This is a genomic window from Dyadobacter sp. UC 10, assembly GCF_008369915.1.
Taxonomy (GTDB): Bacteria; Bacteroidota; Bacteroidia; order Cytophagales; family Spirosomataceae; genus Dyadobacter.
In genome coordinates this window covers 412,097-439,024 of record NZ_VSRN01000001.1, presented here as the reverse complement: position 1 = coordinate 439,024, position 26,928 = coordinate 412,097, and the positions used below count along the sequence as shown (strand labels likewise).

The following is a 26,928-nucleotide window of genomic DNA, read 5'->3' as shown; positions in this document are numbered from 1 at the left end:
GTCATCAGATGATATGATGAATATGACAATTAATCGAAAATCCCTTGCTGATGAAGTCGCAAGTCAGCTGATCGCCTTTATAAATTCTGGGCATTTTGTAGCTGGTCAGCAATTGCCGACCGAGCCGGAGTTGATGAAACAATTCGGGGTTGGCCGTTCTACGGTTCGGGAAGCGGTCAGGATGCTGGCAAATTCCGGATTGTTGCGCGTTCAGCAAGGCGTCGGGACCTTCATTGTGGAGAATCCGGAAAACAGCGAACCGCTGCATCAACGTTTGAAACGTGCAGCTGCAAAAGATATTGATGAAGTAAGGCAATTGTTGGAAGTTGATATTGCGCAAAAAGCGGCCGTCAATCATACACAAAAGCAGCTTGATCAGATCGAGGAGTATCTGAAAGAACGAATTCGAACCTCTCATGAGGGAAAAACGGAGGAATGCATACAAGCGGATATTAACTTTCATCTGAGTATTGCCAAAGCTTCCGGCAACGATATTCTGGCTGATCTGTATCAGGCGTTTTCTTCCCGGTTGAAAAGTTGGTTTTTACAAATCCACCCGGACACGAGCAGGTTTATCGAAACCAACGACCTGCATCAGTCGTTGTTTTTGAGCATTAAAGAAGGGAACGAGGAAGATGCATTCAATTATGCCAGACAAATTCTAAAACGTTAATTTCATTTACCAAAAAACATCAGATGATATGATGAATAAGTCGATTACGCAGCCACTGCCAACGCCGATACCGCAATCTCAGAAAACCGTCTACCCAATTCTCTTTGCGATCAGCTTTGCACATTTGCTGAATGATACCATGCAGGCAGTCATCGCCTCCATTTACCCAATGCTCAAAGTCAATTTTCATCTCAGTTTTTCCCAAATCGGCCTGGTGACCCTGTGCTATCAGCTAACCGCTTCCATGCTGCAGCCGTTTATCGGGCTGTACACAGATAAAAATCCCAAGCCTTATTCTATTGTTGCCGGAATGGCTTTTTCCCTGGTCGGAATAGTGTCGCTGGCCTGGGCAAATTCTTTTGGCCTGGTTCTGATTGCTGTCGCCCTCATTGGGATTGGATCGTCCATATTTCATCCCGAATCATCACGCATTGCTCATTTGTCGTCCGGAGGCAAACGGGGATTCGCTCAGTCTTTTTTCCAGCTGGGCGGCAACAGTGGTAGCGCATTAGGCCCCTTGTTAGCCGCGCTGATTGTTGCGCCGCTGGGCCAGCATGGCATTATGTGGTTCGCAGTGGCTGCTATACTGGGTGGATTGCTGGCATTTAATATCGGAAAATGGTACAAGGGAAGCGTGCTGCCTAAAACCACTAAAACCGCATCTTCTGCCAATCCTTTAATAGGTCGCAACAAGGTTGTTTTTTCCCTTGTGATCCTGCTCGTTCTGATCTTCTCAAAGTATGTCTATCTGGCTGGGATGACCAGTTATTATACGTTCTTTTTAATGAACAAATTCGGTTTGGGTATACAGGATGCCCAGATTCAATTGTTTATATTTTCGTCAGCTGTTGCCATTGGGACGCTGGCCGGAGGCCCGCTGGGTGATCGCTTTGGTCGTAAATACGTGATCTGGATTTCGATCCTGGGAGCAGCTCCTTTTACTATGCTGTTACCTTACGCGAATTTGTTTTGGACTACCATTCTGTCCGTCTGCATCGGATTGATTATCTCGTCCGCCTTTTCCGCGATAGTTGTTTACGCTCAGGAGTTGGTACCTGGCAAGGTGGGACTGATTGGCGGATTATTTTTTGGCTTATCATTCGGTATGGGTGGCCTTGGTTCTGCCTTATTAGGTAGCCTTGCTGACCAAACCAGTATCATATACGTGTTTCAACTCTGCGCTTTTTTGCCCTTGATAGGCATTATCACAAGCCTTTTGCCGAAACTTAAAAATGCCTGATCAACAATGAATTAGAAGAGAAGCAATGACTGGTACCTTGTCGATGCCGGTGGTTGGGGGCAAATCGGGGCGTCTTTGTTTGAGCCGCCCGATAAACTTATAGCTGTAAATCCTTGGAACACAATGACATTGACGCGAAAAGAGTTTTTGAGATCTGCCACGCTGGCTACGACTGGGTTGCTGACTATCCCGCCATCATTCACCCTGGCAACTGCCCGTTCGATTAAAAAGCAGGCCGTTGCCTTGCCCCATTTTCCTGACAAACTGCATGCTTTTATATGGAGAAACTGGGGTCTGGTGTCTACGGAACGGCTTGCCACAGTGACCGGCGCAAAAACGGAGGATATACTCAGGCTTGCCAGTACGATCGGGCTTCCCGCCGCAAAACCGGTTTCGTCTGACCAGGAGCAGCGGAGTTACCTCACAGTGATCAGGCGGAACTGGCACCTGCTGCCCAGGGAGCAACTGCTGGAACTGCTGGATTGGACAGATGAAAAACTGAGTTTTACGTTACAGGAGGATGATTTTTTCTATATCAAACTGGGTAGCATCAAACCTGAATGCGAACCGGTAAAATTCCGGGCTTCTTCCGGGTTGGTACAAAAGCGGGAACAATGGCTGTCGGATGTTATGCGTGAAGAGTTCCCGGATGGGCTGTCACAGGATGGGCAGCCGCTTTTCGAGTTTGTAAAAGAATTGTCGAAAGCACCTGAAAACACAGTTGAACAAACTTCTTCCGGTTTTTCGCCAAGATTCGGATATGCCTATTTTGCCCTTTTCGGCGATCCGCTCTTGCAGTCCGGCATTGATCCATATCCCGACGGTTACCTTGCGCAAATGGCGGCTTCGGGGATGGACGGAACCTGGATGCACATCGTACTTTCCAAAATTACACCCTTCCCGTGGGACCCGGCTCTAAGCGAAAATTGGGAGCAGCGGCTCGAAAATCTGGGCAAACTGGTTGCAAAAGCTAAAAAGCACGGGATCGGGATTTATCTATACCTCAATGAACCCCGGTTCATGCCACTCGCCTTTTTTGAAAAACACCCGGACCTGAAAGGTGTGCAGATCGGCGGGCAGGCATCGCTTTGCACGAGCCACCCCGAAGTACAGCAATATCTGGTAGAGGCGATGGCGACCATCACATCAAGGGTGCCCGAGCTGGCCGGCTTTTTTTCTATTACCGCATCAGAAAACCATACCAATTGCTGGTCGCACGGAAAAGGGGCAGAATGCCCGCGCTGTTCAAAACGTGGTCCGTCTGAGGTGATCGCCGAACTGAACCAGCTTTATCTGAAAGGTATCAATCAAGGCCTGGCTAACCATAAACAACAAAAAGGTCCGGGACTGATTGTCTGGGACTGGGGCTGGCAGGAGGGTTGGGCTGAAGATATTATTCCTGCATTGCCTAAAACCGCCGCGCTGATGAGCGTGAGCGAGTGGGACCTTGAAATAAACCGCGGCGGCGTAAAAAACAAGGTAGGTGAGTACTCGATATCATCGGTAGGTCCGGGACCGCGTGCGTTGCGGCATTGGGAAATAGCCCGGAAAAACGGTCTGAAAACCATTGCGAAAATCCAGGCTGGCTGTACCTGGGAAATCGCAGCCGTTCCCTATATCCCGGCCATGGAAAACGTGGCGCGACATGCCGAAAATCTGCGTAATACACAGGTTGACGGACTTATGTTGGGCTGGACACTGGGTGGCTATCCCTCTCCTAATCTTGAAATCGTTGCCGAAATGGGAGGCAGCAAAATGATCACGGCACCGGAGGCTATGCAGAAAGTGGCCGAACGCAGGTATGGTGCTGCAGGCGTGGCGGTAACAAAGGCCTGGCGGCAATTCAGCAAGGCTTTCAGTGAATTTCCTTACCATGTCGGCGTGGTTTACTCGGCACCTTTACAGGCGGGGCCATCGAGTTTATTATGGTCAAAACCTACTGGCTATCAAGCGAGTATGGTTGGTCTGGCATATGACGATGTAAACAGCTGGCGGGCCAATTATCCGGTTGAGATTTTTATTTCACAGCTGCAAAAGGTGGCCGCGGGTTTTCACGATGCGCTCGCTTATTTACGCAGAGAAATTGTGGATATGCCATTATCGGTACACATGCGCAAGGCTGTGACCGACGAGTGCGGCGTGGCTGAAACCGTGGCGGTACATTACAGCAGCGTCGCCAACCAGGCGTTATTTGTGGTGACCAGAGACAAGCTGGCTGCGGAAAGGGATAAAAAGCGGGCGGCAAACCTGGTGACCGAACTTGAAAATATCCTTCGACACGAAATGAAGCTGGCCAAACGCATGGCCATATTACAGCATAATGACAGTCGGCTGGGCTTTGAAGCATCCAATCATTATTTCTATGTACGTAACGATCTGGCGGAAAAGGTAATCAACTGCCGCGATTTGCTGGATCACTGGTTGCCTGAGGTCAAAAAAGCGTTGTAAGTGGGTAGAATTGAAACTTACCAGTGCTACAAGTAAATTTTTATATCAAAATAGTTTAATTTTTTGGTATAAAAGTACTGGATGAATCCGATTAAATAGATCAACTTTGACGCTTTGGAACACTCTGATCACAAAGCCGAATGCAAGTATCTCCCAGCCCAGATCTCGAATATCTCCCACGCCTGCCGCAGGACAAAAGCATAGGAATCGGTTGCATCGGTTCGGGATTCATCATGGCCGACTGCCACCTCGTTGCTTACAGGAATGCAGGCTTTAATCCTGTCGCCATTGCCTCGCGCAACCGCGCAAACAGCCAGGCCGTGGCAGATCGTCATGGGATCAAAACGGTTTACAATACGTACCAGGAACTCCTGCACGATCCGAAAGTTGAAATTGTAGACATAGCTGTGCCTCCACAGTTATTGCTGGGAATCGTGAAAGATGCAATCAAACATGCAGGCCGCATCAAGGGCATCCTGGCACAAAAACCATTGGGGATCAACTTCGCCGAGGCGCAGGAAATCGTAAGGCTTTGTGAGGAAGCTGGTATCGCACTGGGCGTCAATCAGAATATGCGGTACGATCAGTCTATCCGGGCCTGCAAGGATATTCTGGACAAAGGTTACCTCGGCAAACCCGTATTTGCGTCTATCGACATGCGTGCCATTCCGCATTGGATGCCCTGGCAAAAAGAACTCGGCTGGGCTACGCTCCGTACCATGAGTATCCACCACCTGGATACCTTCCGCTTCCTTTTCGGCGATCCGCAGCGTGTGTATGCCAGTGTTGCTGAGGACCCCAGGAATGCCGCTACATTTGCCCATGAAGATGGGATCGCACTGTACATTCTGGAGTATGAAAACGGTTTCCGCGCTTCTGCCTGGGACGATGTCTGGACAGGCCCGGCCCGGGAAGGTGCCGAAAGCGATATTTACATCAAGTGGCGGGTGGAAGGTACCGAGGGCATAGCCAAGGGAAACATCGGCTGGCCGGACTACCCGCTCCCGGTACCCAGTACCCTCGATTTTACCACGACCCAACATGCCGGCTGGCAAAGGCCACGCTGGAAGGAAGTGTGGTTCCCCGACGCCTTTGCAGGACCCATGGCGCAGCTCATGTGCGCCATTGAAGAGGACCGCGAGCCTGAGATCAGCGGGAAAGACAATCTTAAAACCATGGCGCTGGTCGAGGCTTGCTACCGCTCTTTCAGGGAACACCGGGCCGTTGCAATTGACGAAATATTAACAGGTCATAACGTCCCGTCCATCCATCACTAACTTTCAATACTATGATTCAGGTTGGCATATTTACAGGATATTTTCCGTACGGCTTAGAGGAAACAGCACTGCGGATTCGTGAATTAGGTTTCAATACGGTGCAGCTCGACGTTACTTTTAAAGACTTGGATCTTTCTACAGAGAATATCAGCCAGGACAAGTGCCGGAAGATAAGGGACACGTTCCGAAAGCATGACCTGCCTGTCTGCTGTATTTCGGGTTATACTAACCTTGTGCACCCCGATCCTGCAAAAAGAAAAGCTAATCTTGCCCATCTGAAACAGATCATCCGTTTCGCCCGGGACCTGGGCTCTCCCTACGTGATCAGTGAAACGGGCACTTTCGACCCTGACAGCGATTGGGTACACCACCCGAAAAACAAAACCGAAGAAGGGTACGCAGACTGCCGCGAGGTTATTCAGGATATTGTAGGGTTTGCACGTGAACATGGTGTGACCTTCCTGGTTGAAACCTACGTCAATAATGTGATCGGATCGGTAGAGGAAACCTTGCGGCTTTTTGCAGATATCAACTCACCCAACCTGGGATTGTTAATGGATCCCACCAATTATTTTGAAGAGCACAATATCGGCCAGATGGACAAAACCCTCGGTCAGATTTTCAATGCATTGTCTGATAAGATTAAAATCGCACACGCGAAAGATGTCAAACTGGCTGATAGTCACCAGGGAATCCAGTTTGCCGATATCGACGCGGATGAAGCGCACGCACTGCGCGGCGTAGGCATGATCGAGCTGCCTGCTCCGGGGCTGGGCGCACTTAACTACGACCTTTACCTGGACCGGCTGGGAAGGGATCACCCGAATATCCCCATCATTATCGAGCATCTGGCCGAAAGCGATGTCCCCCGTGCCAAGTCTTTTTTAGACGGCAAACTCCTCGCAACCGGTCGCTGATTTTCGTTTAAATATTAATAAAATGAAGAAAATACTTTTTTACATTGGATTGACCGGCCTCGGCTTCACTGCTTCTGCCCAGGATACTAAAAAGGATTATTCGAAACCGGAAGCTACCGAAGTATGGAGCCCCACGCCTAAAATCGTAGCGCCGGGGAAAGAAAATGACGCTCCGCCCTCGGACGCTATCGTACTTTTTAGTGGGAAAGATCAGGGAAACTGGGTGTCGTCCAAAGACGGGGCAGCCAGTCAGTGGGAGTTGCAAAATGGTGTGCTGGTTACCGAAAAGGGCGCGGGTAATATCCAGACCAAACAGAAATTTGGCGATTGCCAGCTGCATATCGAATTCATGATGTACCCGGGCTCAGATCCCGGCCACCTCAATGAAGGCAATAGCGGCGTATACCTGCAGGAACGCTATGAAGTACAGATATACGATTCGCATCAGGATGCTTCCAAGATATACGTCAACGGCCAGTGCGGGAGCCTCTACAAGCAGGCAATTCCTCTGGTAAATTCCACTAACAAACGGGGCGAGTGGAATGTGTATGATATTTATTATACCGCGCCGCAATTCAGGCATAACGGTACCGTTGAAAAACCTGCCTACGTTACCGTTGTCCAGAACGGTGTTCTGATCATCAACCATTTTGAGATACAGGGGACCATTCAGCATGCAGGAATTCCCCGCTATGAACCGCATGGTAAAGCGTCGGTGATGTTACAGGAGCACGGCGCCAAAGTTGGTTTCAGAAATATCTGGATCAGAGAATTATAGATGCAATGTAACCAGACGTAAATATTCATATTCGATAAAAAAGTATCAATAATCGCCTAATACTTATTGGAATAATAACATTGATAACAACACCTTTGTAGTACCTGAAATGCAGCGAATTTTATAGCCGGTTCCACTCAAAGATGAAACGGAGTTCCCTTTGTATTTGAGCAGATTTTGAGATCTGCATTGTCTGAGTTATATGTATGCCTTTACGATATATCTGCCGGTTTTCCTGAGACCGGTAGTTGGACACCTTTTGCCCATTGCTACTACTCCTGAACCTTTAACCAATTTATCAATCACCTAATGAAAAAGAAAAAGGATCCTGTCCCGAAAGGCGCTGCTCCCAAGTGGCCCGCCTTTCTATTTTTAGTCTGTCTGCTTTCGTCTGGCGGTGCTGGCAGCTATGCCGCATCCGGTAAAGGCATTACAATCGTTGATGACGTATATGCAAACACGTTATCCGGTCCGGCTTTGGGAAATGCACCTGAACAAGGAGCAGGCGGGCCGTCAGAAGAGAAGTCGCAGATTATTTTGGATAAAAATATTAAAGGAAAAGTCACCGGTGAAAATGGAGAAACACTACCAGGCGTGAGCGTCGTCATCAAAGGCACGCAAAGAGGGACCATTACCAACAATGATGGAAATTATGAAATGCAGATGCCTGAGGAGGAAACAATACTGATATTTTCATTCATCGGTTATGCCACCAAAGAGGTGTCTGTCCCCGCAGCTTCGGGCAGCATGGATGTAGTATTGGCTGTTGACAATAAGTCCCTCGAGGAAGTGGTCGTGGTAGGGTATGGTTCTTCCAAAAAAGAAACCCTTTCAGGCTCCATCACCACGGTGAAAGGGGCTGAAATCCTCCAATCCCCGGCGGTGAACGTCAGTAATAGTCTCGCCGGCCGGATGGCAGGTGTAACAGCGGTAACGAGAAGCGGAGAGCCCGGACGCGACGGGACGACGATCAGGGTCAGAGGGATCAATACCCTGGGCGACAACAGTGCGCTCATCGTTGTGGATGGCGTGCCGGGACGTTCACTGGACCGCATCGATCCTTACAGCATCGAATCCATAACCGTTCTCAAAGACGCTTCTGCCGCTATATATGGTTCTCAAGCGGCCAACGGCGTTATCCTGATCACAACGAAAAGAGGAGCCTCGGGCAAGCCGCAGGTTTCACTCAGTCTCAATCAGGGCATCCAGCAACCCACGAGACTGCCATCTATGACCAATGCGGCGGAATATGCCACGGCGCTCAACGAGGTAGATTCCTATCGCGGCAGGCCGGGCAGGTTCAGTAACGAGGCCATTCAGAAATTTGCCGATGGTTCGGACCCGTGGCGCTATCCGAATACCGACTGGTTTGACGTGGTGTTCCGTAAATGGTCGCCTCAGACGATCGCCAACATGAATGTTTCCGGAGGCGGCGAGTCCGTGAAGTATTTTGTGTCGGTCGGGGCTAAAAACCAGGGGGCGATGTACAACAACAGTGCTACGAAATTCAATCAATACGATTTCAGGACCAACCTGGACGCGCAGGTAAGCAAACACATCAAGCTTGGGTTTGACATGGCAGCCCGCATGGAAGACAGGCACCGGGCGGCTACGCGGAACCGGGACGATTCGGCTACCGACTTGTTCTGGATGCTCATGCTCAGCAAACCGACTTCCCACGGTTTCTGGCCGAACGGAATGCCCGGGCCAGACCTGGCCTACGGAATGAACCCGGTTGTGATCGCAACGGATGCCGGGGGGTATGACAGGGAGAAAAACTATGTGATAAACAGCAATTTCAGGGTCAATGTGACCATTCCGGGTGTGGAAGGCCTTTCATTTACAGGAAATGCGAGTCTCGACAAAACGATTACCGTCCGCAAGCGGTTTCAGAAGCCCTGGTACCTGTATTCCTGGGACGGACAAACTTTTGACCAAAATGAAACACCGGTATTGTCCAGAAATAAAATGGGCCAGCCCGATGCCGCATTGTTCCAGACAATGGGCGATGTGCAGAACATTTTGCTGAACGGCTTTTTCAATTATGAAAAAACATTCGGGCTTTCTCATAACATCAAGTTCCTGGCCGGGATGGAAAACCGCAGAGGCAATGGAGAGTCATTCGGGGCTTACAGACGATATTTCGCGTCTGCGTCACTGGATATCATGAATGTAGGCGGGGGCGAAGCGAAAGACAATCAGGGAACTGCCAACCACAATGCCCGGATGAATTATTTCGGACGTGTCAATTACAATTTTAAGGAAAAGTACCTGGCCGAATTTGTGTGGCGGGTAGACGGATCTTACATTTTTCCCGAAGCAAAACGATACGGCTTCTTTCCCGGATTATCGCTTGGGTGGAGATTGTCGGAAGAAGAATTCTGGAAAAGCAACCTGAGCGGGATTACCAGTGCCAAACTAAGGGCGTCGATCGGTAAAACCGGGAATGACCGGATCGCCGAGTGGCAATATATGACCTCGTACGGCATCACTACTCAAAGTTATATTTTCGACAAGACACAGGAGCAGATCACGTTGTCCGAATCACGTATCCCGAACCCGAATGTGACCTGGGAAGTGGCTAATCAATCCAATCTCGGCATTGACCTCAGTTTTCTGAAAGGCAAGCTCTACACTACGCTGGACATATTCCAGTATAAACGTTCGCAAATGCTATGGCAGCGGAATGCTTCGGTACCTGCCAGCACGGGCCTTACTTTACCGAGGGAGAATATCGGAAAAATGACCAACAGAGGTTTCGATTTTGAAGCGGGATATGATGATAAGATCGGGGAAGTGAATTATCGAATTTCGCTCAATGGGGGCTATGCGAGGAACAAAATCACGTTCTGGGACGAAGCCCCGGGTGCACCCGACTACCAGCGGTCGACCGGCCGGCCAGCACCTTCGGACCCCAATAACCCCAATAACGATCTTTACTACGAAGCCATCGGTGTTTACAAAAACCAGGCAGAAATTGACAACTCAATACACTGGCCGAATGCAAGACCGGGGGATATCATTTTCAAAGATGTTAACGGAGATGGCATTATCAATGCAAACGACCGGGTGAGAAACAAAAAAGGCGACATTCCCACTTTTCAGGCAGGTTTGGGCCTCAATCTTAACTACAAAGGATTCGATCTTTCTTTCTTATTCCAGGGTGCGGCAGGTGCTGTACGGTTCCTGTCCTTTGAAAGTACAGGCGACTTTGGGAATTACCTGAAAGAAGACCACGATGGCCGCTGGACGCCGGAAAATACCAATGCTGAAAAACCACGGGCATCCAACCGTCTCGACGAATACTGGCGCGCCAACCGCAATACCTTTTATCTCCGGAAAACCGATTATGTAAGGCTTAAAAACCTGGAACTGGGATATTCACTGCCTCCGAAATTTTCACAAAAAATAGGCATGCAGAATCTGCGGATTTACGTCAACGGGACCAATCTGCTCACTTACAGCCCCGATATGGTTGATTTTGACCCGGAAGACAATCACGTAAACGGTTACGCCTATCCGTTGCAACGAGTTATCAATGGTGGAATATCAGTCACTTTTTAAAAATATGGAGATGAGAAAAATAGTCTGTTTTGCAATGCTGATCGCACTGATCTTTTCAGGTACGTCCTGCAAGGATGCCCTGGAATTACAGCCGCTTGACCAGTTCTCGGACCAGAACGTTTGGAACGGAGAGGATGCTTCTTTAATTCAGGGTTTTGTCAATAATATTTACCGTGGCATTGGTCACGGACAAAAGCAACACAAATTCGCCAGTTTTGTAGACGAATCGATGGTTGTCTGGGATCACGGTACGAGCAATCTGAATATGAGCAATATCAGTCCCAGCGATTATTCTGCGTTTGGTCTGGGTTACAGTTCCTCTTTTTTGTGGGAAAATGCGTATCTGAATATCCGCGCCTGCAATGTGTTTTTTGAAAAAATAGAATCCGCCACGGCTGTTGACGATGCACAGAAAAATAGGTTCAGGGGCGAGGTACATTTCTTGAGAGCGTATCTCTATTCCATGCTGGTGTCGGTTTACGGCGGTGTCCCGATCATTGACAAAGCCTACAAACTGAACGAAAGCTACGAAATTAAGCGCAACAGCTTTGAGGAGTGTATCAATTTCATCGTTTCCGAATGTGACGAAGCGGCCAAGCTGATCGTTCCTGCCGACAAAGGCCACGCAAGCAAAGGCGCCGCGCTGGCACTCAAATCGAGGGTATTGTTATATGCAGCACGGGATCTGTTCAATAACGAAGGGGCCTGGGCAACTGGTTATGCCAACAAAGAATTGATAGGATATGTGGGCGGAAACAGGGCTGCCCGCTGGAAAGCGGCCAAAGATGCAGCTAAGGCTGTGATCGATTTAGGCATATACAATTTGCATAAAACCGACTCGAAAATCGACGAAGACCTGGCGAAGACTTATGGTGAGATATTCCTCCTTAAAGAAACCTCAGAGGATATTTTCGTAAGATATTTCATTCAGCGACTCGACGGGGACGGAGCTAATCCGGGTTTGTTCAACAGCCCGAACGGATACCATTGCTGGGGTGGAAACACGCCCATCGGGCAGATGGTGGATGATTACCCGATGCGCGACGGAAGCAGGTTCAGCTGGACCAATCCGCTGCATGCTGCCAGGCCATACACCAACCGGGACCCTCGTTTTTACGCCTCGATCCTCTACGATGGCGCTCAATGGAGAGAGCGTACTGCTGATGTAAAAGGGCTGGATCCGAACGGTATCATACAAACCGGAAATTATCAAAGATGGAATGCCCAGTCCAATTCAGTGACGGTAATACCCGGGGTAGATACCAGAAAAAGCCCGATCGAAGACTGGAATGGTACGTATTCGGGTTATTATCTGAAAAAAGGAATAGACCCGGCTTACGACGCGCAGGTTTTCAGACAGGAATCGCCCTGGCGCTTTATGCGGTACACCGAGATATTGCTGAACTACGCCGAAGCCTGCATTGGCCTGGGAGAAGAAGTGGAGGCGAAAAAATACATCAATATGGTCCGGGACAGAGTGGGAATGCCTGCCATTACCGCAGCAGGCGCTGCCCTGGTTGAAGCATACCGCTGGGAGCGCCGCATCGAGCTGGCTTTTGAGGAGCATCGTTTCTTCGATGTAAGACAATGGATGATCGCAGACCAGGCATATAAAGATGCCAGAGGTGTCGATATTCTTCACAAGCTGAACGCCGACAAGGTGACGACCACTCCGGTATATGCAACGATCGCGTCGGTACAGAAGCGGCAGTGGAACCCGAAATTTTACTTCGTCCCGATCCGCATGAACGAGATGAACCGAAACAAAGCACTGATACAAAACCCATTATATCAATAGTGACCGACTGCCCCGGCTCTTTCCCAAAAACATATATTTCAAACGTTTGCAATGCATTTTCATTAAAGATCTGTCAACTTATCAAAATAGTATCAATTTTTATCTCCAGGATGCTAGAATACTATCGGTAAGTGGCATAATTTCACAAACAGGTTAAGTAGATCTTTATTATGCACAAGCACATTCAACACTAGCGAACATTATGAAGGCAATGTTGGAACGTTTACCCAAAGAGTCGGGACAGTCATTCGTCATTTGCGATTTCGACTATCCATATTATCCGACCCCCTGGCACTATCATCCCGAATATGAGATCGTGCTGGTAACGGAAAGTTGCGGAACCAGGTATGTAGGAGACAGCATTACAACTTTTGAGCCGGGAGATCTGGTGTTGGTAGGCCCCGATCTCCCGCATATGTACCGAAACGATGAGCATTATTATAACATTGAATCCGAGCTGAGGGCCAAATCCATCGTGATCCATTTTTCCGAGGAATCACTGGGAGAAACCCTGAAACTGCCCGAAATGGACCGGATACGCAAGCTTTTACACAGAAGCAAATACGGGCTGGAGTTTACAGGCGCAGCCAACCTTAAAATTGCCTCGACCCTGAAAAAAATTGTGGCTACAACCAATGGATTTGAACGCTGGCTGACCCTGATGGAAATTCTCCAGGTAATGGCTACCTGTGAAGAATCAGAATGTTGTGCGATTTCATCGTCCAGCCTGCTGGAACTGCACGAGACGGATGAAGAGCGTTTACACGGGGTGTTTTCTTATGTAGGTGAACGTTTCAAGGAGCATATTTCGCTCGAACAGGCTGCCGAGCTCGCAAACATGACGCCTTCGGCTTTTTCCAGGTATTTCAAATACAGGACCCGTAAGACTTTTTCATCTTTTCTGCTCGAACTGAGGATCGGGCATGCCGCCAAATTATTAATGCAATCGGAACGAAGGGTCGGGGAAGTATGCTACGAATGCGGCTTTAATAATCTTTCCAATTTTAACCGCCACTTCAAAACCATTTACAATATGCAGCCCAGGGAATTCAAGAAACAAATCCATTTATTACAAAAAAGGGCCTGACCGGCAAACCTGGGTCCGCCGACTGAATTTTTATAATTGATCAAAAGTGATTATGCAGGCTGTTATGAAACTCCTTTTCATAACACGGGACCGCTATATCCGAAAAGCAGCTATTCTGTCATCAAAACGCATCCATATTCATGATTCAGGCCATTAACAGGCGTGAAGCCATACGCCATTTGTCTGGCCTGGCCGCCGCCGCGCTCATCCCGGAAGTACATGCTTCCGCGCATACAAAATCGAAAATAAAGATCGGCGCCTGCGACTGGTCTATCAACGGCCACAGCAAAATCGAAGCCCTCGACACTGCCAAAAAAATCGGCCTCGACGGCGTGCAGATCAGCCTGGGCACGGTGGCCAATGATATGCATCTGAGAAGACCGGAAATTCAGCAACTATATAAAAAAGCTTCCGCGGAAACCGGCGTGGCCATTGGCGGCCTGGCGATCGGTGAATTGAACAGCATCCCCTACAAATCGGACCCGCGCACAGAAAAATGGGTCAGCGACAGCATCGATGTCGCCAAAGCCATGGGCTGTCGCGTGGTTTTGCTCGCATTCTTTTCGGAAGGCGACCTCAAAAATGACCCTGTCGGGACAAAAGAAGTGATACGAAGATTCAAAAAAGTAGCGTCAAAAGCTGAAAATGAAGGAATTGTATTGGGGATAGAATCCTGGCTGAGTGCACGCGAGCATATGGAAATCATCGACGCCGTAGGTTCTCCCAATATCAAGGTCTATTACGACGTCGCCAATTCCACCCAGATGGGCTACGATATTTTTGAAGAAATACCCTTCCTCAATAAGCAGATTTGTGAAGTGCACATGAAGGAAAACGGGCAGCTCCTGGGAAAAGGGATTGTGAATTTTGAAAAAGTAAAAAAAGTGCTGGACGATATCTCCTACCAGGGTTGGGTGCAAATCGAAGGGGCAGTTCCCAAGGACGGCGATATGCTCACGAGCTACATCGCCAACAACCAGTACCTACGCCAGCTATACAAAAGTTGAACAAATCAAAAGCATGGATACAATCATAAAACTGTGGCAGAAACCTGTCCGAAAAACATTGCTGGCGACTTCCCTATGGGCTTCGCTGGGTTTGACCGGTATCGGAAACATGGACGACAAGCGGGCGCTGTATGTACCCGACGATCTCGAAGTGGCCGTCTGGGCTGAGTCGCCGCAGCTGTACAATCCTACCAGCATTGACGTGGATCACCGCGGCCGGGTCTGGGTTACGGAAGCGGTTAACTACCGGGCTTTCAAGAACAAGGGCGAGAATGTTCTGCACCACGAAAAAGGCGACCGGGTACTGATCCTGGAAGATACCGACGGTGACGGCAAGGCCGACAAAACCACAGTGTTCGTGGAAGACAAGGATCTTCAGGCACCCATGGGCGTAGCGGTTCTGGGGAATAAAATTATCGTTTCCTCGGCACCGTCCCTGATCGTTTACACGGATGAAAACGGAGACGACAAGCCTGATAAAAAAGAAGTTTTTCTCACTGGTTTCGGAGGTTATGATCATGACCATTCCCTGCATTCGCTCATTGCAGGGCCGGATGGGAGATTGTATTTCAACACCGGCAACGCGGGGCCGCACATCGTTACCGACAAAGGCGGATGGAATCTGCGATCGGGCAGTATTTACAATGGAGGCACGCCCTACAATACAACCAACAAGCCGGGCATGAAAAGTGATGACAACCGACTGTATACAGGCGGCCTCGCTTTGCGGGTAGATCCGACCGGGAAGAATCTGAAAGTAGTCGCACATAACTTCCGCAATGCCTACGAGCTGGCGGTTGACTCCCACGGGAATATGTGGCAGAATGATAACGACGATGAAGTAGCCGGGTGCCGGACCACCTGGGTCATGGAGAACGGTAATGCCGGGTATTTCAGCGCGGACGGTACACGTTCATGGCGTGCCGACCAGCGTCCGGGACAATCTATTTTTACGGCTCACTGGCACCAGGAAGACCCAGGCACTATGCCTCCGGGAAATCAGATCGGCTCCGGGTCCCCGACAGGCGTGAGCGTGTATGAGGGTGATGCATTGGGTAAAAATTACAGAGGAATGCTGCTGAGCTCCGACGCGGGCAGAAATGTGATATTCGGGTACAAGCCCGCTGCGACAGGGGCCGGATTTGACCTCTCCAACCGTATCGATTTTGCTTCATCCATAGGAGCTTCCACCGAAAAATACAGGTGGGACAATGAGGAAACAGACACACGAAAATGGTTCAGGCCCAGCGATGTAACGGCCGGAACCGACGGATCCGTATTCATTGCCGACTGGTACGACCCTATCGTGGGCGGCCACGCCATGCACGACAAGGAGGGTTTTGGGAGGATATACAGGGTTAAACCGAAAAACAAATCTCTGAAAACACCTGTCATCGATCTCAAAACTAAAAAAGGCCAGATCCAGGCATTGTTAAGCCCGGCGGTCAATGTGCGGAATCAGGGATTTGTCAGTCTGCTTGGACAGGGCGAAAAAGTAGTGCCCGATCTCGTCCAGATCATTGAAAAGGACGAAAATCCGTATCACCAGTCGCGGGCAATATGGTTACTGGCCAATATACCCGGCGGTGGAATGAAAAAAGTAGAATCTCTTCTGAAACATCCCAACGAACAGATCCGACTGACTGCGTTCAGGGCAATCCGTAGTGTGAGGAACGCATTGCCTGAGGCGAAGATCCTAGCTTCGGACCCTTCTGCGGCTGTGAGACGGGAGGTGGCTATTTCGCTAAGGGATGTGCCGTTTGCGGCCGCCAGGGATATTGTGATAAAATTATGCGAGGGGTACGATGGCAAAGACCGGTGGTATCTCGAAGCATTGGGCACTGCGATGGACGGTAAGGAAAAGGCTTTTTATGGGATACTTCTTGAAAAATTCGGGAAAGCCCCTCTGAAATGGGACGACCGTATGGCGACACTGGCATGGCGGCTTCACCCCCAGGAATCGATTGGCGCCCTCCGGCAACGGGTAACTTCCCCCCAACTCACTTTTGAGCAGCGCCAGCAGGCATTGACTGCATTGTGTTTCATTCCTTCGAAAGAAGCAGCACTCGCGGTAATGGATATTAAAAAGATGAAAGACCAGAAAGAAATGGCGCCCATGGTGGATTGGTGGCTGGAATTCAGGAGCGGAAACGACTGGTCGGGTTATTATCAGGTTGATAAAAAAACACCTGAATTGTCTGCGGAAGTTAAAAACTGGCAAACGCAGCTGACAAAATCCGGCTCAACCCCGGAGGAAAAATCAGCCGCTGCCGCCTCGCTTGCCAAAGACCCCGCCGGGGCAAAAATGCTGATCCAGATGGCAGCCGGAAACAGGCTTTCGCCTGAACTTACGGAAGTCACAGCGCAGCATATTTTCTCAAATCCCGACCAATCGGTAAGGGTATTGGCAGGAGAGTATTTCAAAAATGGTGATGCCAAAAGCTACAATATCTCGGAGATCCTCAAACTAAAATCCGAACCTGTCCGCGGGAAGGAGGCATTTACCGCTTCATGCAGCTCCTGTCATCGCACAGGCAACAACGGCGGGCAGATCGGACCGGATTTGACCAACATAAAAAACAAGCTGGACAAGCGTGCCTTGCTGGATGCGATTATCCACCCCGACGCCGACATTGTTTTCGGATATGAGCCGTGGATGATCACTACCAAAAGCGGCGAAACGGTTTACGGCTTTTTGCAAAGTGAAGGAGAAACAGTTTTGCTCAAAGATGCGACCGGCAAGCAGATCAGTCTGGTGAGCAAGGACATCGTGAAACGCGAACGTGCCCGTACCATGATGCCCGACCCCACCACACTGAACCTGAAAGAGCAGCATCTGGCCGATATAGCAGCCTATTTAATGAATTTTTGACCCTAAAAGCCTGAACAATATGCATCAATGGCTGCAAAATAAGAAGATCGTTATCATTGGCGGCACCACCGGCCTCGGTCTCGCTGCTGCCCTGGAATTTGTGAATGAGGGAGCGCAGGTAGTCGTAGTGGGGCGCGACAAGGAAAACTGTGAAAAGGCACAGGCAGCGCTCAACGAAAAAGGTATTGGTTATCAGGGAGATGCGACTCAGCCCGAAACAGCCGAAGGGGCGATCCGTCTTTGTACCGAAACCTTCGGGGGCTTTGACGGTCTGTACCACGTAGCCGGAGGAAGTGGCCGCAAATTCGGCGACGGGCCTCTGCACGAGCTGTCGCTCGAAGGCTGGCAATACACATTTGATCTCAATCTGACATCCATGATGCTGTCCAATCAGGCGGCTGTCCGGGAGTTTCTGGCAAGAAAACAATCCGGCACAATCCTGAACATGTCATCGGTTTTGGGATATGCGCCTTCGCCCACCTATTTCGCCACGCATGCTTATGCAGCAGCCAAATCTGCAGTGTTCGGTTTTGTCAAATCGATTGCGTCTTATTATGCAAAGGACAATATCAGGATCAATGTGGTGGCTCCTGCACTGGTGCAAACCCCTATGTCCAAAAGGGCTTCTGAAGACGAGGTGATCGTCAATTTTATTAAAACAAAACAACCCCTGAATGGCGGAAGAGTAGGAACACCGGAAGACCTGAATGGTGCTTCTGTATATTTTATGTCTGACCTGTCCGGATATACTACGGGACAAATATTATCGGTAGACGGCGGCTGGAGTGTCAGCGAAGGCCAAATCTGAATGATTATGAGAGAAACAACTTTTGATGGGTACGCCATTGGAATCGATCTGGGCGGTACCAGGATCAAAGGCGTATTGATCGATCTGCAAAGTGGCGAACCGGTTCAGCAACTGTCCGTAGATACGCGCGACGGCAACGCCGGTAACTGGAAACAGGAGATCAGAGAAATGGTGTCTGCGCTGAAACAGCTGTCTTTTGATGAAGTCAAAGGGATAGGCCTTGCCGCGCCGGGCATTGCATCCGCAGATAACCAAATGATTATCAACATGCCCGGACGTATGCAGGGACTGGAAGGTTTCGACTGGCAGGCATTGCTTCAGCATCCCGTTTTTGTATTGAACGATGCACATGCCGCGCTGGTGGCAGAAGCGCATTACGGAAGTGCAACCGGCCATAGCCATGCATTGATGCTCACGCTCGGAACGGGTGTAGGCGGTGGGTTATGGCTCAACGGAAAGCTCTTCCAGGGAAATGCGAACCGCGCGGGACACCTGGGACACATGATACTCGACGTCCATAACCCGGAACTTGATATCACCAACGTGCCGGGCAGCCTCGAACAGGCGATCGGCAATGCAACAGTCCCGCAGCGTACTTTTTACAAATACAATGATACGCGTGAGCTGGTTGCGGCATACCGGCAGGGCGAGCCCATTGCTACCAGAGCCTGGCTGGATGCAGTCCGGCAGCTTGCGGCAGGGCTGGCATCCCTGATCAACATATTTTCGCCCGAGGTCATCGTGCTGGGAGGCGGTATCACCCAGGCCGACGATGCCCTTTTCGGGCCGCTGGCTACGTTCATGGATATTTACGAATGGCGGCCGAAAGGAACTGCGGTACCTATCAAAAAGGCCAGTTTTACAGATCTTTCAGGATCCATCGGCGCGGCAGTTTGCAGTGTAAAAACATTTCAATTTAATCAGACAGTATGAGTGTGACCCAACAATTTATTGATAAAACAAAAGAGATCCTGACCGTCATCGAACAGCAGGAAGAAGCCATTCAAAAAGCTGCCTCGTGGTTTGCGGAGTCCATTCTGGCGGGGCGGATGGTCCATGTTTTCGGTAGCGGTCACAGCCGGATCATGGTGGAAGAGATGTGGCCGAGATATGGTTCTTTTCCGGGTTTTAATCCCATCGTCGAGCTTTCGCTGACATTTCACAATCTGGTAGTAGGGGCCAATGGCCAGCGCCAGGCCATGTTTCTGGAAAATGTGCCCGGACTCGCAGCCAGGATCCTGAGAAATTACAAGCTCTCGGAGGTCGATACTGCCCTCGTTATTTCTTCCAGCGGATGCAATGTAGTTCCTGTAGAAATGGCGGAGCTGTTTGCCGAATCGGGTATAAAAGTAGTGGCACTGGTAACCTCCCGGCACGCGGAGAAAAGCCGCAGCAAACGCGCAGATGGCAAGAAACTGACCGATTTCGCCGACCTCATACTCGACACGGGTGCCCCGGCAGGCGATGCAATGATACAAATCCCCGGTTTGCAGACACCCGTGGCCCCCGGCTCGACCGTCGGAGGGGCGATTATTATCAACAGTATCAAGGCGGAAACGGCGAAACTGTTAACCGAGGCGGGCAGGCCTCCCAAAGTCCTTACGGCGGAAGTAAATGTAGGCGCCGAAAAAGCAAAAGAGCTTTTTGAAAGTGCCTATGATGAACATGCGCACAGGCTCGCCAAACTCTACGAAAGTGTAGGGTACAGCTCGTACGTAAGCACAAATGACCTTGTTCCCGGAACCTGAAAGCTTCAATATGAAAGGAATAATCAATCATTTACGCGTACCCGTTATCCGGGAGGTCGATATACTGGTGATCGGGGCCGGATCGGCGGGGTGTGTAGCGGCTATCGCTGCGGGGGCAATACCGGGAAAGCATTCGGTGATGCTCCTGGAACGATATGGGTTTCCGGGAGGCTCGTCCACCCAAATGCTGGACACATTTTACGGCTTTTTCACGCCGGGCGGATCACCGAAAAAAATAGCAGGCGGCTGGCCCGACAAGGTCGTCAATACCCTGGATGGAGAGAAAGCCATTTTCCTGAGACCCAATACCTACGGTGCAGGAACGGGTGTGAACTATAATCCCGAAAAGCTGAAAAGCGCCTGGGACTATCTTATTGGTAACCAGCATATTACTTATCTGCTCCATACCACATTGATTGATGTGGACAGTGGAAATGAAAATTACAGCTGCATCGTGTGGCATAAAGGCGGATTTGGAAAAATCATTGCCCGGCGCGTCATTGACGCCTCCGGAGACGCAGACTTTTGTCATTTGGCAGGAATGGAATATGAAATCGCCGGCCAGCTCGAACCAGCGCAAAGCATGACCACTACTTTTCGCATGAGCAACGTGGACCCTGAATTATTTCAGAGTTCAGGCGGGAAGAAAATGCTTACGGAAAAAATGCGGCAGGCTGTGCAAAGCGGGCGACATCCGTTACCGCGAAAAGAAGGTTCCGCCCATGAAATGAATGCCCGCAAATGTATCTCGACTGTGGCGGTTAAAGTTTCAGGCTTTTCTGGCCTCGACGCTTCCCAATTGACTCAGGCTGAAATAGAAGGCAGAAGACAGGCTTTTATTTACGAGCGGTTTTTCCAGGAGGAAGTACCCGGATACGGGCAATCGGACATCATTGGTCTTTCCCACCAGATCGGCGTGCGTGAAACCCGCCGCGTTTACGGGGAACACAGGTTGACCAAGGCAGAATGCATGGAAGCGAACATTCCGAACGACAGCATTTTCCTGTGCGGGGCGCCCATTGAAGACCACCGGCTCGACGAGCAGAGCGGGCAGGAAACACATTGGGAATACATTCCGGGGACAGGGATATACGGAGTTCCTTACGGTTGTATTGTACCAAAAGGCAGCCGGAACGTATGGGTGGTTGGACGGTGTTTTTCAGCCACGCACGACGCCCATGCCTCGTGCAGGTCTATGGCGCAAACCATGTCCATGGGTCAGGCCGCAGGTATTGCGGCAGTACTTTCGCTGCAATGCGACGAAGCTGCCAACGAACTGTCTGTTAATGCCTTGCGGGAACACCTTCACGATATTGGTGCCGTACTGGAAATTCCGGAAAAAGAAGCATACACCGGCAGGGACGACTGGCGGAAGAATTTATAATGGACAATAAAACAGGTAGCATGGCTTTTATCAGAACGGTCAACGGCGATATCGACATCCGGGAAATGGGGACCACCTATTCCCACGAGCACATTGTTATTGAAGAAAGTTTCCCGACCCAGGCCAACCCGGCTTTTTTACTCAATGATATAAAAAAAATAGCCATGGAACTGCAAATGGTGCACGACCTGGGCGGCCGGACGATGATCGACACCATGCCTGCCAACTGCGGGCGTAATGTCGTCAAGCTGGCGGAGGTCTCAACCCTGTCGGGAATCCATATCGTGGCCCCGACGGGTCTGCATCTGGAAATGTATTATCCTTCCAACCACTGGCGTTATGATTATTCTGCAGACCAGCTGGCCGCACTTTTCGTCGCGGACATCGAAGAAGGCGTAGACCTTTACGATTACAATGGCCCGATTATCAAACGAACCGGACAAAAGGCGGGGCTTATCAAACTGGCGACCGCAGACGAAAGCATTAACGGGCATCAAACAAAGATTTTTCACGCAGTTTCCAATGCGCACTTAACCACGGGCGCGCCGATTCTGACGCATACCAATTCGGGAAAACACGCCCTGGCACAGGCACAGCTTTTTGAGAAGTTGGGCGTCAACCTGTCACACGTTGTGATCTCCCACGTCGACAAACACCCTGATCATGAATATGTCAGAGATGTATTACAAACAGGCGTCAGGGTCGAGTTTGACAGCGCATTCAGGTGGAAATCCGGGGAAACGAACAGCACTTACGCACTGCTGGAAAAGTTACTGCCCGAATTTCCTGACCAGATTACCGTGGGTATGGACGCTGCCAAAAACACCTACTGGAAATCCTATGGCGGCGCACCCGGTCTTGACTTTTTACTGACCACATTCAGGGAGGAACTGGAAAACAGGGGGCTAAACGTTTATTGGAACAGGATCATGATTGACAACCCGGCTTCGCTCTACGCATTTAACGGCTAAATTTTCCTCATCGACTTTCCTGGAATTTACAAATTGTTTTCAAATAGAGGATATAGATCCGATCCGTGCCTTTTCAGATTTATTCTATCCTGTGAAAACAACAAGTCTCGTGGCGGGCGTGCTTATGCTGCTATGCACGCTGGCAAAAGCGCAACGGTATGCGACCCAGCCTGGTGCGGCCCAACCTGGTGCGGTCCAACCGGGTGCGGCCCAACCCTATGTGGGGTGGGTGAAGCATTATGGCCCGGAGAACGGTCTTGCTCACCGGGAGGTAAATGCCATTTTTCAGGACAGACAAGGGTTTATGTGGTTCGGGACCAAGTTTGGACTTAGCCGCTTTGACGGAAAAACTTTCACCAATTACACAAAGGACCGCAACGGACTTGCATTTGACGATATACAATCCATTTCCCAGGATGCTGACGGAATGCTATGGCTCATGGGGCCGTATGGGGAGTCAAGGATTTTCCTGTTCAATCCGCTGACGGGAACGACAATTCCTTTTGAGAAGAAATTCGGCGAAAAGCATACCGGGAGCTACCTGAATTTTCCCCAGCGCCTGTTTGGCAGCACGGACGGAACTATATTTTTTGCAAATTTCCGTCCGGCTGTACTTTCCTCTTATCACCCTGAATCGGGACTGAAACATGTTCGTCTTTCACGGTTTAAACAGCTAACCATTCGCCAGGTAACCGTCCGTAAAACCGTTTGGGCCATTGCCGACGGACAGTACTTCGTTGAACTTACTGCTGACGGACAAATTCTTAGGGAGTTTAAGCATTCAGAAGACCTGTTTACCAATTGTCTGGGACAACGTAATGCCGGTACCGAATTTTGCTATCTGGCTACAAATCTGTCAAACGGCTTTGTTAAAGCTTACAGAATCGACGAATCAGGTAAACGGTACGAAATTCCGCATGCTCAGCAACCAGCCCTAACACATTCACTTTTCCCGGTTTGTCATGTCTTTGATAAAACCGGCGCAATATGGGATGGAACCCGCCTCCGGGACAGAACGGGTGCAGTACTGCTGGATATCACGGATCAGCTAACCGGGGAAGCGGTAATCAACCGCAGTTTTTTTGTGGACCAAAATGGCTCGATGTGGCTGGGGACAAGTTTTGGCGTGTACCAGGTTAAAGTAGTGCCCAACTATTTCCGTCGGTTATTTTACAATGCAACTTACACAGGGGAAAAAACGGCGGCCATTCGGGGGATTACAGTCAGCGGAGATACTCTTTATGCGAGTCTCGAAAAATTTGGACTCTACACTTCCACTGCAAATGGTGAATCGGTAAAAAAACTGTTAACTGATCCGCAGCATGGACCAACGATAGCGCTGGCCGATGATCCACCCGGGCGGCTGATGCTGGGGCTGGCAAATCAATTGATTGACTATGATCGTAAGACTGGCGGGCAAAAAGGATATCGGTTGCTTAACAACAGTACAATCTGGGCACTCCAATCGTTAGGTGGCGATCAATGGCTGGCCGGCGGCCGTTTGGGGCTGTGGCTGTTTCATCCAAAGGCCGGCGCGATCGAATCATTTACCCGGTATAATCAGTTTCAGGAGCTTGCTCAGTCGCACGTGCTGCATATCGCCCCTGACCGGCAGGGCACGTTCTGGATTTGTTCTGGAACCGGTCTGTATATTCTGGATCCGGTCAAAGGGGTCACCGCCCGCTATTGGAGTGGCGGAAAGGGGTCTTTTTATTTACCGGCTGATGCTTACGAGCATTTTTATCAGGATCAAAAAGGCATTTATTGGTTGGGAACAGCCAATGCCGGGTTGATACGGTGGGACCGGGCGCAGAATAAATACCGCCAGTTCCGGCGTTCGGAGGGCCTGACCAACGACAATATTCACGCGATTTATCCGGACCGGAGAGGTAGCCTCTGGCTAAGCAGCGATCATGGTATCATGCAATTCAACCCTGCCAGGCTCACCACACGCGCATATTTTACCCAGAATGGCATCACCCACAATGAATTTAACCGTATTGCACATTTTCAGGACAAAGCCGGAAGGATATATTTCGGCGGACTGAACGGGATCACTTCTTTCGATCCACGGGACTTCGAAAATGAGAAACCACCAGCTCCGCTGCAAATGCGTCTTGTTTCATTTCGCCAGTTCGATCATGCGGTGGGTCGGCTTCTCGACAAAACGGAGCAGCTTGCCAGGACGCACGAAATCATCATACGGCCCGGCGAGCAGACGGCCGTGCTCGAATTTGCAATGTTGAATTTTGCCGATTCCGAGAAGAACGTTTATGCGTATCAGTTACAAGGGCTGGACAATGCATGGATACAGCAGGCCGAATCGTCGATACGGCTGGGCAACCTGCCTTATGGTAAGTACAAGTTACTGATCAGGGGCCAGGCGGCCAACGGGCAATGGTCCGCCAATATGCTGGCTATCGGAGTTGATGTCAGGCGCCCTTTTTATCTGCAAATATGGTTTTTGGGCCTGGCAGTACTCTTGGTGATCGTCAGCATCTGGGGTTGGCTGAAATGGCGAATCTGGAACCACCGGCAGGAACAGTTACGGCTCGAGTCGGAGATCAGGCATGCCACGGCCCGCATTGAACAGGACAAGGGTGTTATTGAGCGCCAGGCGAAATCGCTTCACCAGCTCAATGAAGCCAAGTCCCGCTTTTTTGCCAATATCTCCCATGAGTTCCGGACGCCGCTCACTGTTATCCTGGGTATGACCTCCGAACTGAAACGTTACCAGCCGGACGAGATCGTAGCACGAAGCCCACGGGTTGCCGATCTGATCGAACGTAACGGAAGCAGCCTGCTTCGGCTTATCAATCAGATCCTTGACCTTTCCAAACTTGAATCCGGGGCGATAACCTGGCAACCGGTCCGCGCCGATCTGGTCCGGTTCACACGTTATGTGGCCGAGTCGTTTGATACCCTGGCCGCTGCCAGGCACATTCAAATGCATTTCCAAACCGATGAGAGGGATTTGGAAACAGATTTTGACAAGGATAAGCTGCAAGATATCTTATCGAACCTTTTGACAAACGCCATCAAATTTGCCCCAGCCGGCGGCGAGGTTTATCTCCGGCTAACAACTGCGGCAATTAAAACTGTTGGGTACTACGAGGCAGTTTCAACCGCGCAACAACCGGATGCCGAATGGGTGTCGATCTATGTCCGTAATACCGGCCCCGGTATCGAGCCAGAGAAGTTGCCGCTGATCTTCGATCGGTTTTTTCAGGTTTCCGGCCAGCCAGCCCCAGAAACGGGCGGAACCGGCATCGGCCTGGCGCTGGTGCGCGAACTGGTATCCCTGATGCAGGGCAGATTGGCTGTCCGAAGCGTACCGGGCGAGGGCGCCGAGTTCGTGGTGAGTTTCCGCCGGACCCGTCAGGCCCCATACATTTTGCTGCCACCTGCTGAGCCGGCTTCCGGTAGCCACGCCATGTCCGAAGATGCTGTTGCGATTAGTAAAACAGCCGAAGAAAAACCTGTTCTGCTCCTGGTAGAAGACAATGAGGATGTAGCAGCCTATATCATCTCCGCTCTTCGAAGCGATTACAACATCATCCGGGCCGACAATGGTCAGACCGGCATAGATTCGGCTTTGGGAAACATTCCGGACCTTATTGTCACGGATGTCATGATGCCCCTGAAAGATGGTTATGAATTGTGCGATACGCTGAAAAACAATCTTGCGACAAGCCACATTCCCATTGTCATGCTGACAGCCCGGGCCGGCATCAGCGACCGGATAAGCGGGATAAGGCGTGGTGCCGACGCCTACCTGACCAAGCCGTTTCAAAGAGAAGAATTGGAGGCGGTATTGAACAACCTGCTGCAATCCCGCCGCCGGCTACGGTCTTATTACAGCCAGCGGATAACAAAACCGGCAGAGCCGGAGGTGCTCCCGATCGAAGAAAACGAATCTCTTGAGAATTTGTTTTTGCAAGGACTGCGCACTGCCCTGGAAGCTCAGTGGGATAACAACCCGGCTTCGATGGAAACGATTTGCCAGCAGGTTGGAATGAGCCGTTCTTCGCTTCACCGGAAGATGGTCGCGCTTACAGGAATGTCTGTCACGCGTTACGACCGCGCCCTTCGCCTGGCCCGGGCCCGCCACCTGCTGGTCACCACTGCTATGACCATTTCCGAAGTAGCTTATGCGGTAGGATTTGAGGATCCCAAGTATTTTACCCGGTTGTTTTCCGAAGAATTTGGCCAATCTCCAACCGAATTCCGGCGGTTGAAACAATAGTCCACCTTTTTGGGCGAATAGTCCTCCTCTTCCTCCATGTGCTTCAATATGTTTGTTGCATGGGTTTTACGCCGTATCCATGTTTCACACTGGCACATTTGCAACCTCAA

17 protein-coding genes are annotated in these 26,928 nt (G+C 50.3%); all 17 read left to right on the top strand.

The window, feature by feature from the left end:
• Positions 1-22 precede the first annotated feature (22 nt).
• The gene (locus FXO21_RS01495) at positions 23-673 is read left to right on the top strand and encodes a FadR/GntR family transcriptional regulator (protein ID WP_225865526.1); all 651 of its coding nucleotides are present in this window, start codon (positions 23-25) and stop codon (positions 671-673) included.
• Between the two features lie 28 nt (positions 674-701).
• Positions 702-1,913 carry an MFS transporter gene (locus FXO21_RS01490; RefSeq protein ID WP_149638436.1) on the top strand — a complete coding sequence of 404 codons (1,212 nt, stop codon included), beginning with the start codon at positions 702-704 and terminating at the stop codon, positions 1,911-1,913.
• Between the two features lie 123 nt (positions 1,914-2,036).
• Positions 2,037-4,361, top strand: coding sequence for an alpha-galactosidase (locus FXO21_RS01485; RefSeq protein WP_225865525.1), 2,325 nt, complete (start codon positions 2,037-2,039; stop codon positions 4,359-4,361).
• A gap of 140 nt (positions 4,362-4,501) precedes the next feature.
• Positions 4,502-5,638 carry a Gfo/Idh/MocA family protein gene (locus FXO21_RS01480; protein WP_149638435.1) on the top strand — a complete coding sequence of 379 codons (1,137 nt, stop codon included), beginning with the start codon at positions 4,502-4,504 and terminating at the stop codon, positions 5,636-5,638.
• An 11-nt stretch (positions 5,639-5,649) separates the two neighbouring features.
• On the top strand, positions 5,650-6,555 hold the full coding sequence (locus FXO21_RS01475) for a sugar phosphate isomerase/epimerase family protein (protein WP_149638434.1): 906 nt from the start codon (positions 5,650-5,652) through the stop codon (positions 6,553-6,555).
• A 22-nt stretch (positions 6,556-6,577) separates the two neighbouring features.
• Complete coding sequence (locus FXO21_RS01470; protein ID WP_149638433.1) at positions 6,578-7,333, top strand: 3-keto-disaccharide hydrolase; 756 nt, start codon at positions 6,578-6,580, stop codon at positions 7,331-7,333.
• A 309-nt stretch (positions 7,334-7,642) separates the two neighbouring features.
• Entirely contained in the window at positions 7,643-10,897 is a 3,255-nt protein-coding gene (locus tag FXO21_RS01465; protein ID WP_149638432.1) for a SusC/RagA family TonB-linked outer membrane protein, read from the top strand.
• A 10-nt stretch (positions 10,898-10,907) separates the two neighbouring features.
• Positions 10,908-12,695 (top strand): RagB/SusD family nutrient uptake outer membrane protein, encoded by a 1,788-nt coding sequence (locus tag FXO21_RS01460; protein WP_149638431.1) that lies wholly within the window; start codon positions 10,908-10,910, stop codon positions 12,693-12,695.
• A gap of 202 nt (positions 12,696-12,897) precedes the next feature.
• Positions 12,898-13,782, top strand: a complete 885-nt coding sequence (locus FXO21_RS01455; protein ID WP_149638430.1) for an AraC family transcriptional regulator — start codon at positions 12,898-12,900, stop codon at positions 13,780-13,782.
• Positions 13,783-13,922: 140 nt separating this feature from the next.
• Positions 13,923-14,789: a sugar phosphate isomerase/epimerase family protein gene (locus FXO21_RS01450; protein ID WP_149638429.1), complete on the top strand. Its 867-nt coding sequence runs from the start codon at positions 13,923-13,925 to the stop codon at positions 14,787-14,789.
• A 13-nt stretch (positions 14,790-14,802) separates the two neighbouring features.
• Positions 14,803-17,661 (top strand): PVC-type heme-binding CxxCH protein, encoded by a 2,859-nt coding sequence (locus tag FXO21_RS01445; protein ID WP_149638428.1) that lies wholly within the window; start codon positions 14,803-14,805, stop codon positions 17,659-17,661.
• A gap of 19 nt (positions 17,662-17,680) precedes the next feature.
• A complete protein-coding gene (locus FXO21_RS01440; RefSeq protein WP_149638427.1) occupies positions 17,681-18,469 on the top strand; it encodes an SDR family NAD(P)-dependent oxidoreductase in 789 nt (262 codons plus the stop codon).
• Between the two features lie 6 nt (positions 18,470-18,475).
• Entirely contained in the window at positions 18,476-19,402 is a 927-nt protein-coding gene (locus tag FXO21_RS01435; protein ID WP_149638426.1) for an ROK family protein, read from the top strand.
• On the top strand, positions 19,399-20,217 hold the full coding sequence (locus FXO21_RS01430; protein WP_149638425.1) for a sugar isomerase domain-containing protein: 819 nt from the start codon (positions 19,399-19,401) through the stop codon (positions 20,215-20,217). Before FXO21_RS01435 ends, FXO21_RS01430 begins: the two co-directional genes overlap by 4 nt.
• A 10-nt stretch (positions 20,218-20,227) precedes the next feature.
• The gene (locus FXO21_RS01425) at positions 20,228-21,601 is read left to right on the top strand and encodes an FAD-dependent oxidoreductase (protein WP_149638424.1); all 1,374 of its coding nucleotides are present in this window, start codon (positions 20,228-20,230) and stop codon (positions 21,599-21,601) included.
• A gap of 20 nt (positions 21,602-21,621) precedes the next feature.
• Positions 21,622-22,572 (top strand): phosphotriesterase family protein, encoded by a 951-nt coding sequence (locus FXO21_RS01420; protein WP_149638423.1) that lies wholly within the window; start codon positions 21,622-21,624, stop codon positions 22,570-22,572.
• 91 nt (positions 22,573-22,663) lie between these two features.
• Positions 22,664-26,818 (top strand): hybrid sensor histidine kinase/response regulator transcription factor, encoded by a 4,155-nt coding sequence (locus tag FXO21_RS01415; protein ID WP_225865524.1) that lies wholly within the window; start codon positions 22,664-22,666, stop codon positions 26,816-26,818.
• Positions 26,819-26,928 lie beyond the last annotated feature (110 nt).